Genomic DNA, 15,086 nt, shown 5'->3' with positions numbered 1-15,086 from the left:
GGTTCGTCCTCAATCGCCGGACGGGCTTGATTGGTTCCGGCCGGTGGTCGGGTTGTCCTCAATCGCCGGACGGGCTTAAAGGAGCCGTCCGAGGACGATCCTCCACCGTGCGGTGCACCGCACCAGACGCCCCGGCCTGATCCCCGAAGATCCGCCGGACAGGGCCTAGACACTCAGCACCTCGGTGCCCGTCGTCTCGATCGTGGCTCGGGCGGTGGGGGGCAGCGCGGTGTCGGTGATCAGCAGGTCGACGTCCGCGAGGGCGCCGAAGCGGGCGAAGTGCTCCTGTGCGTGCTTGGCCGAGTCCGCCAGCAGCACGACGCGGCGGGCCGCCGCGATCAGTGCGCGTTTGACGGCCGCCTCGGCGAGGTCGGGGGTGGTGAGGCCGCCGTCCGGGGAGAAGCCGTTGGTGCCGAGGAACACGACGTCGGCGCGGATCTCGCCGTACGCGCGCAGCGCCCACGCGTCGACGGCGGCGCGCGTACGGTGCCGGACCCGGCCGCCGACGAGGTGCAGGTCGATGCCGGGGTGGTCGGCGAGGCGCGCGGCGACGGGCAACGCGTGGGTGACGACGGTGAGTTCGCTGTCCAGCGGGAGCGCGGCGGCGAGCCTCGCGACGGTCGAGCCCGCGTCGAGGATCACGCTGCCGGTCCGGGGCAGTTCGGCGAGCGCGGCGTGCGCGATACGGTCCTTCTCGTCCGCGGCGGTGGACTCGCGCTCGGCGAGGTCGGGCTCGAAGTCGAGGCGGCCGGCGGGGATGGCGCCGCCGTGCACCCTGCGTACGAGACCGGCGCGGTCGAGGGCCTTGAGGTCGCGCCGTACGGTCTCGGCGGTGACCTGGAACTCCTCGGCGAGCGACAGCACGTCGACGCGGCCTCCCTCACGGGCGAGGCGCAGGATCTCTTGCTGCCGCTCCGGTGCGTACATGTGGGTTTACGTCCGTTCAATGCCCGAGTCTGTGTTTTCGGGGCCACGTTACGGCGGGGATCCGCGGAAGTAAACACATGTGGGCGCGAGCGGTTGTGGGCGGGGGTTTCGTTTGCCGGGTTGCGTTGCCCCTGCGGGTCGGTTTCGTCCTCAAGCGCCGGACGGGCTTGGTGGTTGCGGTCTCGTTGCCACGGTCGGGGTGCGGGCCCTCCGGGTGGGCATGTCCGGACGGCATGATTTACGCCGCGTGCAACGCTCATTGGTCTCGACGAGACCGGGTTGTCCACGCGACACAAATCAGCCTGAGTGTCCGAACACACCCACCCTCCGACCCCGCCCCCCTCACGCCGCCACCACCCGCAGTTCAGACAACCCCACCCCCTGCGGGTTGAAGGGGGACGCGCAGGGGTCGTGTCCGGACACTAAAGCGTGATTTGTGGCGCGACGAGGACCAGCAACCCTCCAAGAACGTCACGCGCCGTAAATCATGCCGTCCGGGCATGACCCCGGAGCGGCCCCCGGCCACCACCGCAACCACCAAGCCCGTCCGGCGCTTGAGGACACCCGACCACCGGGCGGAACCGGTCAACGAAACCTCAGCCCGCCACCCGCCTCCTCGGCAGCACGAACATCAGCAGGAAAATGCCCACCAGCACCGCCGCCACCCACCACAGCGCGTTCTGGAACCCGTCCCCGAACGCCGTCGCCACCTCCGCCGGCGTCGTCGCCGGGCGGTCGTCGACCACCCCGAAGAAGACCACCGACACCAGCCCGAGCCCCAGCGCGTTGCCCATCTGCTGCACCGTGTTGATCAGGCCGGACGCAGAGCCCGAGTGCTCGCGCGGTACGTCCGCCAGCACCGCGTCCGTCAGCGGCGCCACGATCAGCCCCATCCCCAGGCCCATCACGATCAGCGGCGGCAGCATCTGCCAGGTGGTGATGTCCGCCCCGTACCGCTCCGCCACCCAGAGGTAGAGCAGAATGCCCGCAGCCATCCCCAACGCGCCGGTCTGGAGCACCTTGCGGCCGAAACGCGGCACCAGCGTCTGTACGGAGAGCGCGGCGGCCGTGGACACCGCGAGCGAGAACGGCAGGCCCGTCAGACCCGCGTGCAGCGGGCTCCAGCCGAGGCCGATCTGCATGTACAGCGTCCAGACCAGGAAGAAGATGCCCAGGCTGACGCCGAAGGTGAGCTGTACGGCGATGCCCGCGGCGAAGCTCTTGACCCTGAACAGGGACAGCTCCACCAGCGGTGACCCGTCCTTGCGGGTCTTCACCCTCTCGTACGCCACGAACGCCGCGAACACCGGCACGCTCGCCACCATGCACAGGTGCCCCCACAGCGGCCAGTCCAGCTCGCGGCCACGGGTGAGCGGGTAGATCAGCATCAGCAGCGCCCCGGTCACCAGGACGACGCCGACCACGTCGAGCCGCAGGGCCTTCGGCGCCTTGGACTCGGCGATGAACTTGCGGCCGAGGATCAGACCGGCGATGCCGACAGGCAGGTTGATCAGGAAGATCGGGCGCCATTCGAGCCCGAAGAGGTTCCACTGGGTGAGCAGCGCGCCGAGCAGCGGTCCCGATACGGCGCCGAGGCCGACGATCGCGCCGAACATCCCGAAGACCTTGCCGCGTTCGTGCGCCGGGAAGGTGACGTGGATGATCGCGAGCACCTGGGGCACCATCAGCGCGGCCATCGCGCCCTGGAGGAGCCGGGAGGCGACCAGCATCTCGGGGTTCACCGCGAAGCCGCAGAGCGCGGAGGCGATGGTGAAGCCGGTGATTCCCAGGAGGAAGATCCGCTTGCGGCCGTAGATGTCGCCGAGCCGGCCGCCCGTGATCAGTCCGGCGGCGAGGGCCAGCGCGTAACCGGCGGTGATCCACTGGATGGAGCCGAACGACGCCGACAGGTCCCGCTCGATGCTGGGGATGGCGATGTTGACGATGGTGACGTCGACCAGGTCCATGAAGGCGGCGGTCATGACCACCGCCAGCGCCAGCCAGCGTCGGCGGTCGCCGGGTCCCGGGGTCGTGGCGGGGTCGAAGGCCGTACCGGGTGCGCCCGGTCCGGCGGGTGCGTTTGGTGCGTCTGTTACGTCTGGTACGGCGACCGGTGTGGTCGCTGGAGAAGTCATAGGAGAAACCTATGCACAATATAGGACAGTTCATGTCCTAGACGGCTGGCACTCTGGAACGCATGACGGACACCCCGGCACGACTCCTGAATCTGCTGTCACTTCTCCAGACGCCGCGCGAGTGGCCGGGCAGCGAGCTGGCCGAGCGTCTTGACGTCAGCCCGCGCACGATTCGGCGGGACATCGACCGGCTGCGCGATCTCGGCTATCCGGTCGAGGCCAGCAAGGGCGCGGTCGGTGGGTACCGGCTGGTGGCGGGCGCGGCCATGCCCCCGCTGCTGCTGGACGACGAGGAGGCCGTGGCCATCGCGGTGGGGCTGCGGGCCGGTGCGGGGCATGCCATCGAGGGCGTCGAGGAGGCGTCCGTACGGGCGTTGACGAAGCTGGAGCAGGTGCTGCCCTCGCGGCTGCGGCACCGGGTCTCCACCCTCCAGGCCGCGACGGTGCCGCTCCTCGTGCGGGGCGACGCCGCCAGCGTGGCGCCCAGGACGCTGACGGCGATCGCCTCCACGATCACCGGTACGGAGCGGTTGCGGTTCAACTACCGCGCGGCGGACGGCGCGCGGACCAAGCGGCAGGTCGAGCCGTACCGTCTGGTGTCGACGGCCCGGCGCTGGTATCTCGTCGCGTACGACCTGGGGCGGGAGGACTGGCGTACGTTCCGGGTCGACCGGGTCGGCGATCCGTTCGCGACCGGGGCCCGCTTCACGCCGCGTGAGCTGCCGACCGGTGACGCGGCGGAGTTCCTGACCCGCTCGATGCGCGGCGCCCAGCAGCAGTGGGAGCTGGATGTGAGCTTCGCGGCGCCCGCCGGATTCGTGGCGGCGCGGCTGCCGGCCTCACTGGGTGTGCCGGAGCCGACCGGCCCCGAGAGCTGCCGGCTGCGGGCCACCGTGGACGACGCGATGGAGTGGCTGGCGCTGCGACTGGCGCTGGTGGACTGCGAGTTCACGGTCCATCAGCCCGCGCGGCTCGTCGAGCACATCGGTGAGCTGGGGGGACGGCTGACCCGTGCGGCGGGCGGGGACGGAGCGAGAGGGCACAGCGCGTGAGTACGTAAGGAGTCCCGGCACCGGGGGGGGGGGGGTGGATACCGGGACTCCGCTCAGGGGCGCACCCCGCGGCCTCACGCCGCGGCGTCGAAGCCCACGTCGTGCGCCATCTTCTTCAGCTCCAGAAGGGCGTGCTTCTCGATCTGCCTTATCCGCTCACGGGTCAGACCGTGCTGCTTGCCCACCTCGGTGAGCGTGCGCTCCCGGCCGTCGTCGATGCCGTAACGCATCTTGATGATGGAGGCCGTGCGGTGGTCGAGCCTGCCGATCAGTTCTTCCAGCTCCTCGCTGCGCAGCAGCGTGAGGACGGACTGCTCCGGCGAGATCGCCGAGGTGTCCTCCAGCAGATCGCCGAACTGGGTGTCCCCGTCGTCGTCCACCGACATGTTCAGGCTGACCGGGTCACGGGCCCAGTCCAGGACGTCGGTGACACGCGCGGCGTTGGAGCCCAGCTCGGCGGCCACCTCGGAGGGCTCCGGGTCGCGCCCGTGCTCACGGTTGAACTCGCGCTGCACCCTGCGGATGCGGCCGAGCTCCTCCACGAGGTGGACGGGCAGCCTGATCGTGCGTGACTGGTCCGCGATGGACCGGGTGATGGCCTGGCGGATCCACCAGGTCGCGTAGGTGGAGAACTTGAATCCCTTGGCGTAGTCGAACTTCTCGACCGCGCGCACCAGGCCGGCGTTGCCTTCCTGGATGAGGTCGAGCAGGGGCAGTCCACTGCGCGGGTAGCGCCGGGCCACGGCGACGACGAGACGCAGATTCGAGCGTATGAAGACGTCCTTCGCGCGCTCACCGGCGGCGACGAGGGCTTCGAGCTCCTCGTGCTGGGCACCGGCGCCCTCGCTCTCCACCGCTCCGTCGAGGATCTGCTGTGCGTACACACCCGCCTCGATGGTCTGTGACAGCTCGACTTCCTTGGCGGCGTCGAGCAGGGGCGTACGCGCGATCTCGTCGAGGTACATGCCGACCAGGTCGCGATCGGCGATCTCGCCGCCTCCGGCGCGAACACTGCTTGCCGCTTTCGAACCGCCGGTGGCGGTGCGACGGGCGACGGCACGGGTTGCCATGCGAGCTCCCTTACTGAGTCGGTCGCGACACCCTCCCGGGTGCCCTGCATCCGTTGGAAACAACGACTGGAATCCGGACAGAATTCCCACGGCGTGCACTCATTTTTGTGATCATGCAGTACCCTGTCCCGCCAAAGGGGAGGGACACATGGTGCCAAGCTGGTCGGAAGCGCAGGTCAGGACGGGAACCGAGGACGATCTGACGGCGCTCACCGACATCTACAACCACTTCGTCCGCGAGACACCGATCACCTTCGACACGGCCACCTTCACTCCCGAGCAGCGCCGCCCTTGGCTGCGCTCCTACTCCGAAGACGGCCCACACCGTCTCAAGGTTGCTCAGGATGTCCGTTCCGGGCGAGTCCTCGGTTACGCGACCAGTGGCCCCTTCCGGCACAAGCCGGCGTACTCCACTTCCGTGGAGGTCACGGTGTACTGCGCGCCCGAGGCGGCGGGGCGGGGAATCGGCACTCTTCTTTACGAGGCGCTGTTCAAGGCCCTGGAGGGCGAGGACGTGCACCGCGCGTACGCGGGCATCGCGCAGGGGGTGTCTCCCGCCGAAGGCAGGGGGACCAACGCGGCGTCGCAGCGGCTGCACGAGCGTTTCGGGTTCCGGCACATCGGTACGTTCGGCGAGGTCGGCCGCAAGTTCGGCAGGTACTGGGACGTCGCCTGGTACGAGAAGAAGCTCTAGCTCCTGTCCTGGCCCCCGTGCGGTGTGCCGCCCAGCAGGCGTTCCACGGCCGCGCGGGCGTTGACGCGGCCGGAGCCGTACGTCACCACGGTGTTGGCCGCCAGCGCGTCCACGGCGTGCGGCCAGCCCGTGAGGACGACGACCGCGTCGGGGCGGCGGGCGACCAGTTCGCGCAGCAGCGCCGTCTCCTCCGCGTTCCGGTGCGGCTCCCTGGCCAGGACGACCAGGGGCTGGTCCCCGGCGCCCCGCAGCGCGGTGTCCGCGCGGTCGGCGGTCGGGCCCTCGGCGGGGACGCCGGTGGCGGTCAGGCCGGGCATGGCCTCGGCGAGCAGCCGGTTCAGGTGGGGCGCGCGGCTGCCGGAGGCGTGGTTGACGCGCTGTCGCAGGTCGATCACGTACGGCGGCGAGGTGAGGGCCACGTTGCCGCGTACCCGCAGTGCGGCGCGGGCCACGGCGAGCGGCAGCGCGTCCTCTTTAGGAGGCGGCGGCGTGGCGCGCGCCCGGCCGATCCACTGCGCCAGCTCGTGGGCCCGCCGCCCGGCCTCCACGAGCCGGTCCATCGGCAGCCTGCCCGTGGCCACGGCGTCGAGGAGGGCGTCACGCGCCGTCGTATAGGCGGCCTCGGCGGCCTCCGCGCTCTCCGGGTTGCCCAGGCAGAGCAGGTCGGCGCCGCCGAGCACGGCCTGGACGCAGGCGGGGCCGAAGCCGGGGTCGGCCAGGACGGCGCCCATGTCGAGCGCGTCGGTGACGACGGCGCCGGTGAAGCCCAGCTCCTCCCTGGCGAGCCGGGTGGCCTCGGGGTTCAGCGAGGCGGGGGCATCGCCGAAGGGGAGGGCCTTGATGTGCCCGGTCATCAGACAGCGGCTGCCGGCCTCGATCGCGGCGGCGAACGGCAGCAGGTCGCGCCGCCGCAGCAGGTCGAGGTCGGCCTTCAACTGAGGCACGCGCAGATGCGAGTCGACCGCCGTGTCGCCGTGGCCGGGGAAGTGCTTGGCGCAGGCCGCGACGCCGGCGGACTGGAGGCCGGTGACGTACGCGGCGGAGTGCCTGGCCACCTGGGCGGCGTCGGCTCCGAAGGACCGTATGCCGATCACCGGGTTGTCCGGGTCGGCGTTGACGTCAACGTCGGGCGCGAAGTTCAGGTCGATGCCCGCCGCGCGCAGATCGTGGCCGATGGCGCGGGCGACGCGTTCGGTGACGTCCGTGTCGTCGACCTCGCCGAGGGCGCCGTTGCCGGGGTATGAGGAGCCGGTGGCCGCCTCCAGGCGGGTGACGTCGCCGCCCTCCTCGTCGCTCGCGACGATCAGGTCGGCGCGGCGGGCGTGCAGGGCGGCCGAGAGCGCGGCGGCCGTCTTGGGGTCGGGCACGTTGTGCGCGAAGTACACGACGCCCGCCAGCCCCTCGTCCACGGCGCCGAGCAGCCACGCGGGCGGCTCGGTGCCGTGGAAGCCGGGCAGCAGCACGGAGTTGACCAGCCGCGGCGCCTGCGCCCCGGCGACGGAATCCCGCGGAGTCATCCCTTCACCGCCCCGGCCGCCAGCCCGGAGGCCAGGCGCCGCTGCACGATGATGAAGAAGATCAGCACCGGCAGGGTGATGAGGGTGGAGCCGGCCATGACCGGGCCCCAGGACGTGGAGTTCTCGCCGAAGAACTGGAACAGCCCCACGGCCGCCGTGTACTTGGAGCCGTCCTTCATGAAGGTGTACGCGAAGACGAACTCGTTCCACGCGGTGATGAAGGCGAACACGCTGGTGGCGACGAGACCGGGCGCGACCAGCGGCAGCAGCACGGACCAGAACATCCGCGGCCACGAGCAGCCGTCCAGATACGCCGCCTCCTCGACCTCCTTGGGCACCGTCGCGACGAAGCCGCGCAGCGTCCAGATCGCGAACGGCAGCGACAGCGCGATGTAGACGATGGTCAGCCCGATGAGGCTGTTGAGGAGTTCGTAGTCCCGCATCTGTAGGAAGAGGGGGATGACAAGCGCCTCGAGCGGGACCATCTGCACGATCAGCACCATGATCAGCACCGAGGTACGGAAGCGGAACCGGAAGCGCGCGACGGCCACGGCGGCGAACAGCGCCAGCAGCCCGGACACCAGGATCGTGCCGAGCCCGACGATCATCGAGTTCATCAGGAACTCGCCGAAGTTGCCGCGTTCGAAGATATAGCTGAAGTGCTCCCAACTGATCCCGCTCGGCAGGACGTCGGCGCCACGGGTGATCGCGTTGGGGTCGAGCGCGGTGCTGACCATCCAGTACACCGGGAACAGTGTGAAGACCAGCAGCGCGAACACCGCGACAGCGAGCCCGATCCGCCCGGCGGTCGTCGTGCGGGTCACAGCTCGTCACTCTCCTTGAAGAGGGTTCGGATGTAGACGATCGTGATCAGCAGCAGGAGCAGCGTCAGGAGTACGGCGGTGGCCGCGCCCGCGCCGTAGTCGTTCAGGGCGAACGCCTGCTGGTAGGACCACACGCCCAGGTTGAGGACCTCTTCGTTGCTGCCCGCGCCGCCCGGCATCAGATAGATCTGGGTGAAGACCTTGAAGTCCCAGATGGTCGACAGGATCGTGACGACGAGGAAGATCGGCTTGATGGTGGGCACGGTGATCTTCCAGAACCGCTGCCAGGCGTTCGCGCCGTCGATCATCCCCGCCTCGTACAGCTCCTTGGGGATGGTCAGCAGCCCCGCGAGCACGGTGATGGCCACGAACGGGAAGCCGTGGTGCACCACGTTGAGGGTGGCGATGGCGTAGAAGGACAGCCGCTCGGTGAACCAGTTCGTGGTCTCCGGGTCGATCAGGCCCAGCGAGCCGGCGAGCTGGCTCATCATGCCGTCGCCCGCCGAGAACAGCCACACCCACACATAGGTGCCGGTGACGGCGGGCATCGCCCAGGCCGCCATGATCGCGGTGGAGCAGATGACCCGCCAGGTGGTGCCGAGCCGCTGGAGCAGCAGGGCGGCCAGCGTGCCGAGCGCGACGGTCAGCGCCACGCAGGCGACCGCGAAGAACACGGTGTTGGGCAGGACCGTGCGCCACAGGTCGCCGTCGGTGAGCAGGGCCTTGTAGTGGTCGAAGCCGGTGTACGTGCCGACTCCGCCGCCGAACTTCACCTCGTAGTCCTGGACGGACAGGATGCCGACCTTGACCAGGGGCCACAGGAGCAGCCCCGCCAGCACCACGAGGGAGGGCAGGAGCAGCAGCCAGGGGCGGGTGGTGCGGCCGAGCTGCTTGCGGCGCAGCGTCGGGCTCGGGCGCTGCCCGCGTGGCCGCGGCGACTTCACCTTCACGGTGGAAGTCGCCGCGGCCACGTCGTCGTGCCCCGAGTCTTCGAGAACTGACTCAGTTGGCGGCAAAGATCTTGTCCATCTCCTCGGCGGCCTGGTCCGCGGCCTCCTGGACGGTCTGCTTGTCCGTCAGGATCGACTGGATCATCTTCGTGACGACCTGGGTGGCCTGGATCTGCCCGTACGCGGGCGTCTTGGGCACGGTAGCGCCGGCGTCGGTCATCTGCTGGGCGAAGGGCGCGACGAGCGGGTCAGCCTTCGCCTGGACCTCCTTGAGGAGGGAGTTCTGTCCGGGGAAGTAGTTCGTCTGCTCGGCCCACTTGGTGGCGAACTCGCCGGTGGTGACCAGCTTGACGTACTCCCAGGCCAGGTCCTGGTTCTCACCCTTGAAGGTGGACAGGTACGAGCCTCCCAAGAAGGACTTGCTCATACCGCCGGTCTCACCCGGGATGGGCGCCGCGGCGAGCTTGCCCTCGAGGTCGGGGGCCGCCTGGACGAACGCCTTGGGCGTCCAGTTGCCGGAGAGGGTCATGGCGATCTTCCCCTTCTGGAAGTCGGTCGCCACCTCCTTCTCGGTCCAGGTGGTGACCTTCGCCGGGGACAGCTTGTCCTTCTTCGCGAGGTCGGTGTAGTACGTGATGCCCTTGACCGACTCCGGGGAGTTGATGCCGGACTTCCACTTGTCGCCGTCCTGGACGGCCAGTTCACCGCCGGCGCCCCAGATGAACGGGGTCGCGAACATCTCCGCGCCGCCCGCGACCGGGAAGGAGATCATGTCGGGCTCCTTCTCCTTCAGGACCAGCGCGGTGTCGCGCAGTTCCTTCCAGGTGGTCGGAGCCTTGAGGTTGTGCTTCTCGAAGATGTCCTTGCGGTAGAGGAGGCCGCGGACACCGGCGTACCAGGGCATGCCGTACTGCTTGCCCTCCAGCGTGCCCGCGTCGGCCAGGCCCTCGACGAGGTCGTCGCCCAGGCCGGAGTCCTTCACCTTGTCGGTCACGTCCACGAGGCCGCCGGTCTCGGCGAACTGCGGAATCCAGGTGGTGCCGACCTCGGCGACGTCGGGGACCTGGCTCGGTCCGCCCTCGATCGCGGTAGTGAACTTCTTCTGCGCGGTGGCCCACTGCTGGTACTCGACCTTGACCGTGGCGCCCGTCTTCTCCTTGAAGGCCGCGGCGACCTCGTTGAAGAAGGGCTTGGGGTCCGGGTTGGTCCCCTCCATGATCCATACGGTCAGGGTCTTGCCCTTGCCCGACGTTTCGCCGCCGTCCCCGCCGTCCCCGCCCGAGTCCCCACTGCCGCAGGCAGAGAGTCCGAGCGCCATGGTGACGACAAAGGCCCCGATGACTTGTTTCCGCATGGCCGCTCCCTAACAGGATGTCTAGACCACAGGAACGTACGGAGCCGTGATTGCCCGGTCAAGTGCCATCGGCCAGGGGATGTCGAACCGTTGTCTATCTGAACCCGTCTGCCATTGGCCCGACCACTGGCGGAGCATTGCGGGGCAGGTCGGCGGTCGGTCGGCCGTCCCGTTGGCCGTCGCTCGGCCGTCCGGTCGGCTGCCGGTCAGCGGTCGCTCGGCCGTCCGGTCAGCCGAACTGGACCGACCGTTTGGCCAGGCCCATCCAGAAGCCGTCGATCACGTTGCGTACGGTGTCCAGCTCGTCCTCGGCCGCGCCGAGCGTCACGAACAGCGGCGCGAAGTGTTCGGTACGGGGGTGGGCGAGCGGTCCCGCCGGGGATTTGCGCGCGAAGTCGAGCAGCGCGTCGACGTCCCGCGCGAGCAGCGCCTCCCGGCCCCAGGCGTCGAACTCGGCGGACCAGCCCGGCACTCCGGGGCCCACATGGCGCAGCGCGGCCAGGTTGTGCGTGAAGAAGCCGCTGCCGACGACCAGGACCCCTTCGTCCCGCAGCGGGGCCAGCTTGCGGCCGATCGCGAGGAGTTGGCGGGGGTCGAGCGTCGGCATGGATATCTGGAGTACGGGGATGTCGGCGGCGGGGAACATCTCGACCAGAGGGACGTACGCGCCGTGGTCGAGCCCGCGGTCGGGCACGCGCTGTACGGGGGTGCCGGGGCCGCGCAGCAGCTTCTCGACGGAGTCGGCGAGGGCGGGGGCGCCCGGGGCGGCGTACCGCACCTGGTAGTAGTGCTCGGGGAAGCCCCAGAAGTCGTACACCAGCGGCAGCGTCCCGGTGGCGCCGAGGGCGAGGGGCGCCTCCTCCCAGTGGGCGGAGACGATCAGGATCGCCGTGGGGCGTGGCAGGTCGGCGGACCAGGCGGCGAGCTGGCCGGGCCACAGGGGGTCGTCGGCGAGGGGCGGGGCGCCGTGGGAGAGGTAGAGGGCGGGCATGCGCTCCGCCGTGCCGGTCATGGCGTCTGTGCCGGTTATCGCGTCTGTGCTGGTCATGGCGTCTCCCTCAGCATCTGCTTGAACTTTAAAGCACACTCGCTGGGGCAGACCTTACGACTATCTAGTTCAACATTCAAGGATCACTTACAGTGGAGAGCATGGGGAGCGACGTACAACCACGCTGGCTCGACGCCGAGGAACAGGGCGTCTGGCAGGCGTACCTCCAGGCCACCACGTTGCTGGAGGACCATCTCGACCGCCGGTTGCAGCGCGACGCGGGGATGCCGCACCTCTACTACGCCCTGCTCGTCCATCTGGCCCGCGCCCCGCAGCGCCGGCTGCGGATGACGCAGCTCGCCCGGAACGCCAAGATCACCCGGTCCCGGCTCTCGCACGCGGTAGCGCGGCTGGAGAAGGACGGCTGGGTACGCCGCGAGGACTGCCCCTCCGACAAGCGCGGCCAGAACGCGATCCTGACGGACGAGGGCGACGAGGTGCTGCGGCGGTCGGCGCCCGACCATGTCGCCGCCGTACGGCAGGCGATGTTCGACCGGCTCAGCCCGGAGCAGGTGACCCAGCTCGGGGAGATCATGCGGGTGCTGGCGCGGGGGCTGCAACCGGACTGTTCGGACGCGGATCTGCCCTGGCGCCGCTGAGGAACAGCGACGCCAGGGCAGCGGTTGGGCGGCCCCTCTTAAGCGGACCTCTTAAGCGGACCTCTTGAACGGACCTCTTAAGCGGACCTCTTGAACGGACCTCTTGAACAGACCTCTTGAAGAGGGTCAGTGCATGACGACCGGGATCTTCGCGTCCTCCGCCGACGCGTCGGCGCCCTCCCCCTTGGCCACCTGGGTGCTCCCCGGACGGCCGGTGTTGATGAACGTGAAGGCGATCCCGGCGGAGATGACCAGGATGCCGACCGCCCACCAGATGGCGCTCGCGTATCCGTGCACCATCGCCTGGAGCTCAAGCAGCTTCGGGTTACTGGCACCCGCCGCGTTGGCCGCGACGTACGCGGTGGTGGCGGAGGCGGCCACGGTGTTCAGCAGCGCCGTACCGATCGCGCCGCCGACCTGCTGCGAGGTGTTGATCATCGCCGAGGCGACACCCGCGTCACGCGGCTCGATGCCGTGCGTCGCGAGGGACATGGCCGGCATGAACGCCGTACCCATGCCGAGACCGAGCAGCAGCAGCGCCGGCAGGATCAGTGCGGGGTACGAGGAGTTGATCTCCAACCGGGTCAGCAGCAGCATGCCGAGCGCGCCGACCAGGAAGCCGGGGCCCATCAGCAGGCGCGGCGGCACGCGGGTCATCAGCCGGGCGCCGATCTGGGTGGAGCCCGTGATCATGCCCACGATCATCGGCAGGAAGGCGAAGCCGGTGTTGACCGGTGTGAAGCCCTTCACGACCTGGAGGTAGTAGGTCAGGAAGAGGAACAGACCGAACATGCCGATGATGGCCAGGCCCAGCGAGAGGTAGACACCGGCGCGGTTGCGCTCCATCAGCACGCGCAGCGGCAGCAGCGGGGACTTCACCCGTGCCTCGACCGCGACGAACGCGGCCAGCAGGACGGCCGACGCGACGAACATGGCGATGGTGGTCGGGTCGGACCAGCCCTCGGACTCGGCGCGCGTGAAGCCGTACACCAGCGCCACCAGGCCGAGCGTGGACAGGAAGACACCGGGGATGTCGAGCGGGTTGCGGTTACGGCCGCCCGCGGGCTCCCGGATCACGAAGTAGGCGCCGGCGGCGGCCACGATCGCGAACGGGATGTTGACGAAGAAGGTCCAGCGCCAGTCCAGGTACTCGGTGAGGAATCCGCCGAGGATCAGACCCACGGCGCCACCGCCACCGGCGATCGCACCGAAGATGCCGAACGCCTTGGCGCGCTCCTTCGGGTCGCTGAACGTCACGGCGAGCAGGGACAGCGCGGCGGGCGCGAGCAGCGCGCCGAAGGCGCCCTGGAGGGCGCGCGAACCGAGCAGCATGGCCTCGCTGGTCGCGGCGCCGCCGATGGCGGACGCGGCGGCGAAGCCGAGCAGACCGACGGTGAAGGTGCGCTTACGTCCCCACAGGTCGGCGATGCGTCCGCCGAAGAGGAGCAGACCGCCGAAGGCGAGCGCGTACGCGGTGATGACCCACTGGCGGTTGCCGTCCGATATGCCCAGGTCCTGCTGGGCGGAGGGCAGCGCGATATTCACGATGGTCGCGTCGAGCACGACCATCAACTGGGCCAGGGCGATGAACACCAGGGCTTTCCAGCGATTGGGATCGGGGACCGAATCGGGGACCTGGGGGTCCGGGAGCCGGGTCTCGGCTGTTTTTGACATGGGTGAAGCCGCCTATGCGTACGAAGAGTTCATAACGGACGCGGGGACGCACTGGTCGGCCCTACGCGCTGGTTACGGGTTACGGATTACGAGCTGCGAGCTACGAGGGAATCCGGCCGACGTGGTCGTCGTCGCGATCGCCGGTGCATGTGGTCAGGTACGTGGTCGTGTACGTGGTCGACAGAAGTTCTTGGTCCGGGTGCGCGTCACATGTCGTCATCGACCGTGGCGCAGATCCTCCAGAGTCGCCGCCGTACCCGGCAGCTCGGAGCGCGCGGGCGCCTCCAGGCCGTCGAGGAACAGTTGCAGATGCCGGTGCGTGAAGCGGTCGATGTTCAGACAGCCGGTACCGGGCAGCGGACGGGTGAGCTGGGAGAGCGCGACCATCAGGTCACCGACAGCGACGTCGGTGCGCAGCCTGCCCGCCGCACGCGCCTTCTCCATGAGCGCTTCCACAGCCGCTTCGAGGCGTTCGCGTTGCGCGAGCAGATGGGGAAGCTCGGAGTCGAAACTGCCGGAGAGGAGCGGGCACAGGGCGCTGATCCGCTCGTCGGCCGCCGCGTGTACGAAGCGGCTGAGCGCCACGAACGCGTCGGCCTCCTCGGCCGCCAGGCGCTCCGCCTGGTCCGCGGTGCGCGCCATGACGGAGTGCACCACCTCCAGGATGAGCACCGACCGGTCGGGGAAGTGGCGGTAGAGGGTCGCGTTGCCGACGCCGGCGCGCCGCGCGATCTCGTCGAGCGGCACGTCGGGGCCCGACTCCACGAGGATTTCGCGTGCCGCCGCCACGATGCGCTCCCTGTTGCGCAGCGCGTCCGCTCGCGGACGCGGGATGCGACGCGCTTCGGATTCGGCGGCGGTGGTGGTCACGACGGGGCCTCTCCTTGGTTCACGCTGAGTTCATGCTTGGTTCGCGTAAGTGGGGATGTTGTCCCCGCTTTCCTTGACACGGGTGCAAACGGGGATGGCATCCCCGGTTATTTCGCCGGGAGGTGTGAGCTGGATCACGGGCTCCGCCGAACCTCTGCCGGGGCTCTGCCGAACCTCTGCCGGGGCTCCGCCCGGACTCCGATCCGACTCCGCTCGCGCTCCGATCCGGCTCCACTCCACCTCCGCCCTGGCTCCGCCCTGGCTCCGATCAGACTCCGCCCAGGCGCTGGAAAACCCCACGATCGGCGCACCCAGCGAGCGCCGACACGCCGACCGTCGCAGGGTGATCGGACGGAGAGCAGTCAGCACGGA

13 protein-coding genes are annotated in these 15,086 nt (G+C 69.5%); 3 read left to right on the top strand and 10 right to left on the bottom strand.

Going from position 1 to position 15,086, the window contains the following annotated elements:
- Positions 1 to 165 precede the first annotated feature (165 nt).
- Both OG329_RS25095 and OG329_RS25090 read right to left on the bottom strand, forming a co-directional pair.
- Complete coding sequence (locus OG329_RS25095) at positions 166 to 927, bottom strand: DeoR/GlpR family DNA-binding transcription regulator (protein ID WP_405798255.1); 762 nt, start codon at positions 925 to 927, stop codon at positions 166 to 168.
- Between the two features lie 596 nt (positions 928 to 1,523).
- The gene (locus OG329_RS25090) at positions 1,524 to 3,062 is read right to left on the bottom strand and encodes an MFS transporter (RefSeq protein WP_405798254.1); all 1,539 of its coding nucleotides are present in this window, start codon (positions 3,060 to 3,062) and stop codon (positions 1,524 to 1,526) included.
- Positions 3,063 to 3,124: 62 nt separating this feature from the next.
- Here OG329_RS25090 and OG329_RS25085 point away from each other — a divergent pair, with 62 nt between their 5' ends.
- The gene (locus OG329_RS25085) at positions 3,125 to 4,114 is read left to right on the top strand and encodes a helix-turn-helix transcriptional regulator (RefSeq protein ID WP_405798253.1); all 990 of its coding nucleotides are present in this window, start codon (positions 3,125 to 3,127) and stop codon (positions 4,112 to 4,114) included.
- A 74-nt stretch (positions 4,115 to 4,188) separates the two neighbouring features.
- Here OG329_RS25085 and OG329_RS25080 read toward each other — a convergent pair whose 3' ends face one another.
- Positions 4,189 to 5,184: an RNA polymerase sigma factor RpoD/SigA gene (locus OG329_RS25080; RefSeq protein WP_405798252.1), complete on the bottom strand. Its 996-nt coding sequence runs from the start codon at positions 5,182 to 5,184 to the stop codon at positions 4,189 to 4,191.
- Positions 5,185 to 5,332: 148 nt separating this feature from the next.
- Here OG329_RS25080 and OG329_RS25075 point away from each other — a divergent pair, with 148 nt between their 5' ends.
- Positions 5,333 to 5,878: a GNAT family N-acetyltransferase gene (locus tag OG329_RS25075; RefSeq protein WP_405798250.1), complete on the top strand. Its 546-nt coding sequence runs from the start codon at positions 5,333 to 5,335 to the stop codon at positions 5,876 to 5,878.
- Here OG329_RS25075 and OG329_RS25070 read toward each other — a convergent pair.
- The 5 genes from OG329_RS25070 to OG329_RS25050 form a co-directional block, all read right to left on the bottom strand.
- The gene (locus tag OG329_RS25070) at positions 5,875 to 7,395 is read right to left on the bottom strand and encodes a glycoside hydrolase family 3 protein (protein WP_405798248.1); all 1,521 of its coding nucleotides are present in this window, start codon (positions 7,393 to 7,395) and stop codon (positions 5,875 to 5,877) included. The two genes, OG329_RS25075 and OG329_RS25070, sit on opposite strands and share 4 nt — an antisense overlap.
- The gene (locus OG329_RS25065; protein WP_405798246.1) at positions 7,392 to 8,219 is read right to left on the bottom strand and encodes a carbohydrate ABC transporter permease; all 828 of its coding nucleotides are present in this window, start codon (positions 8,217 to 8,219) and stop codon (positions 7,392 to 7,394) included. The genes OG329_RS25070 and OG329_RS25065 overlap by 4 nt, the downstream gene beginning before the upstream one ends.
- On the bottom strand, positions 8,216 to 9,169 hold the full coding sequence (locus OG329_RS25060) for a carbohydrate ABC transporter permease (protein ID WP_405801995.1): 954 nt from the start codon (positions 9,167 to 9,169) through the stop codon (positions 8,216 to 8,218). The genes OG329_RS25065 and OG329_RS25060 overlap by 4 nt, the downstream gene beginning before the upstream one ends.
- Positions 9,170 to 9,221: 52 nt before the next feature.
- On the bottom strand, positions 9,222 to 10,523 hold the full coding sequence (locus OG329_RS25055; RefSeq protein WP_405798245.1) for a sugar ABC transporter substrate-binding protein: 1,302 nt from the start codon (positions 10,521 to 10,523) through the stop codon (positions 9,222 to 9,224).
- A 229-nt stretch (positions 10,524 to 10,752) separates the two neighbouring features.
- Positions 10,753 to 11,535 carry a dioxygenase gene (locus OG329_RS25050; RefSeq protein ID WP_405801994.1) on the bottom strand — a complete coding sequence of 261 codons (783 nt, stop codon included), beginning with the start codon at positions 11,533 to 11,535 and terminating at the stop codon, positions 10,753 to 10,755.
- Positions 11,536 to 11,672: 137 nt separating this feature from the next.
- Here OG329_RS25050 and OG329_RS25045 point away from each other — a divergent pair, with 137 nt between their 5' ends.
- On the top strand, positions 11,673 to 12,170 hold the full coding sequence (locus OG329_RS25045; protein WP_405798243.1) for a MarR family winged helix-turn-helix transcriptional regulator: 498 nt from the start codon (positions 11,673 to 11,675) through the stop codon (positions 12,168 to 12,170).
- A 126-nt stretch (positions 12,171 to 12,296) separates the two neighbouring features.
- Here the strand turns inward: OG329_RS25045 and OG329_RS25040 are convergent, their stop codons facing one another.
- Together OG329_RS25040 and OG329_RS25035 are read right to left on the bottom strand one after the other, a co-directional pair.
- Complete coding sequence (locus OG329_RS25040; RefSeq protein ID WP_405798242.1) at positions 12,297 to 13,844, bottom strand: MFS transporter; 1,548 nt, start codon at positions 13,842 to 13,844, stop codon at positions 12,297 to 12,299.
- Positions 13,845 to 14,060: 216 nt separating this feature from the next.
- Positions 14,061 to 14,714, bottom strand: a complete 654-nt coding sequence (locus OG329_RS25035) for a TetR/AcrR family transcriptional regulator (protein ID WP_405798240.1) — start codon at positions 14,712 to 14,714, stop codon at positions 14,061 to 14,063.
- Positions 14,715 to 15,086 lie beyond the last annotated feature (372 nt).

Origin of the sequence: Streptomyces sp. NBC_01506 (assembly GCF_045040295.1) — a bacterium.
Classification (GTDB): Bacteria; Actinomycetota; Actinomycetes; order Streptomycetales; family Streptomycetaceae; genus Streptomyces.
Note: the sequence above shows the minus strand (reverse complement) of the source record. Positions and strands in the feature narration are given on the sequence as shown.

What these genes read in the sequence shown, in the direction of transcription:
- OG329_RS25095 (WP_405798255.1), bottom strand. Translation starts at nt 927, where the DNA reads ATGTACGCACCGGAGCGGCAGCAAGAGATCCTGCGCCTCGCCCGTGAG.
- OG329_RS25090 (WP_405798254.1), bottom strand. Translation starts at nt 3,062, where the DNA reads ATGACTTCTCCAGCGACCACACCGGTCGCCGTACCAGACGTAACAGAC.
- OG329_RS25085 (WP_405798253.1), top strand. Translation starts at nt 3,125, where the DNA reads ATGACGGACACCCCGGCACGACTCCTGAATCTGCTGTCACTTCTCCAG.
- OG329_RS25080 (WP_405798252.1), bottom strand. Translation starts at nt 5,184, where the DNA reads ATGGCAACCCGTGCCGTCGCCCGTCGCACCGCCACCGGCGGTTCGAAA.
- OG329_RS25075 (WP_405798250.1), top strand. Translation starts at nt 5,333, where the DNA reads ATGGTGCCAAGCTGGTCGGAAGCGCAGGTCAGGACGGGAACCGAGGAC.
- OG329_RS25070 (WP_405798248.1), bottom strand. Translation starts at nt 7,395, where the DNA reads ATGACTCCGCGGGATTCCGTCGCCGGGGCGCAGGCGCCGCGGCTGGTC.
- OG329_RS25055 (WP_405798245.1), bottom strand. Translation starts at nt 10,523, where the DNA reads ATGCGGAAACAAGTCATCGGGGCCTTTGTCGTCACCATGGCGCTCGGA.
- OG329_RS25050 (WP_405801994.1), bottom strand. Translation starts at nt 11,535, where the DNA reads ATGACCGGCACGGCGGAGCGCATGCCCGCCCTCTACCTCTCCCACGGC.
- OG329_RS25045 (WP_405798243.1), top strand. Translation starts at nt 11,673, where the DNA reads ATGGGGAGCGACGTACAACCACGCTGGCTCGACGCCGAGGAACAGGGC.
- OG329_RS25040 (WP_405798242.1), bottom strand. Translation starts at nt 13,844, where the DNA reads ATGTCAAAAACAGCCGAGACCCGGCTCCCGGACCCCCAGGTCCCCGAT.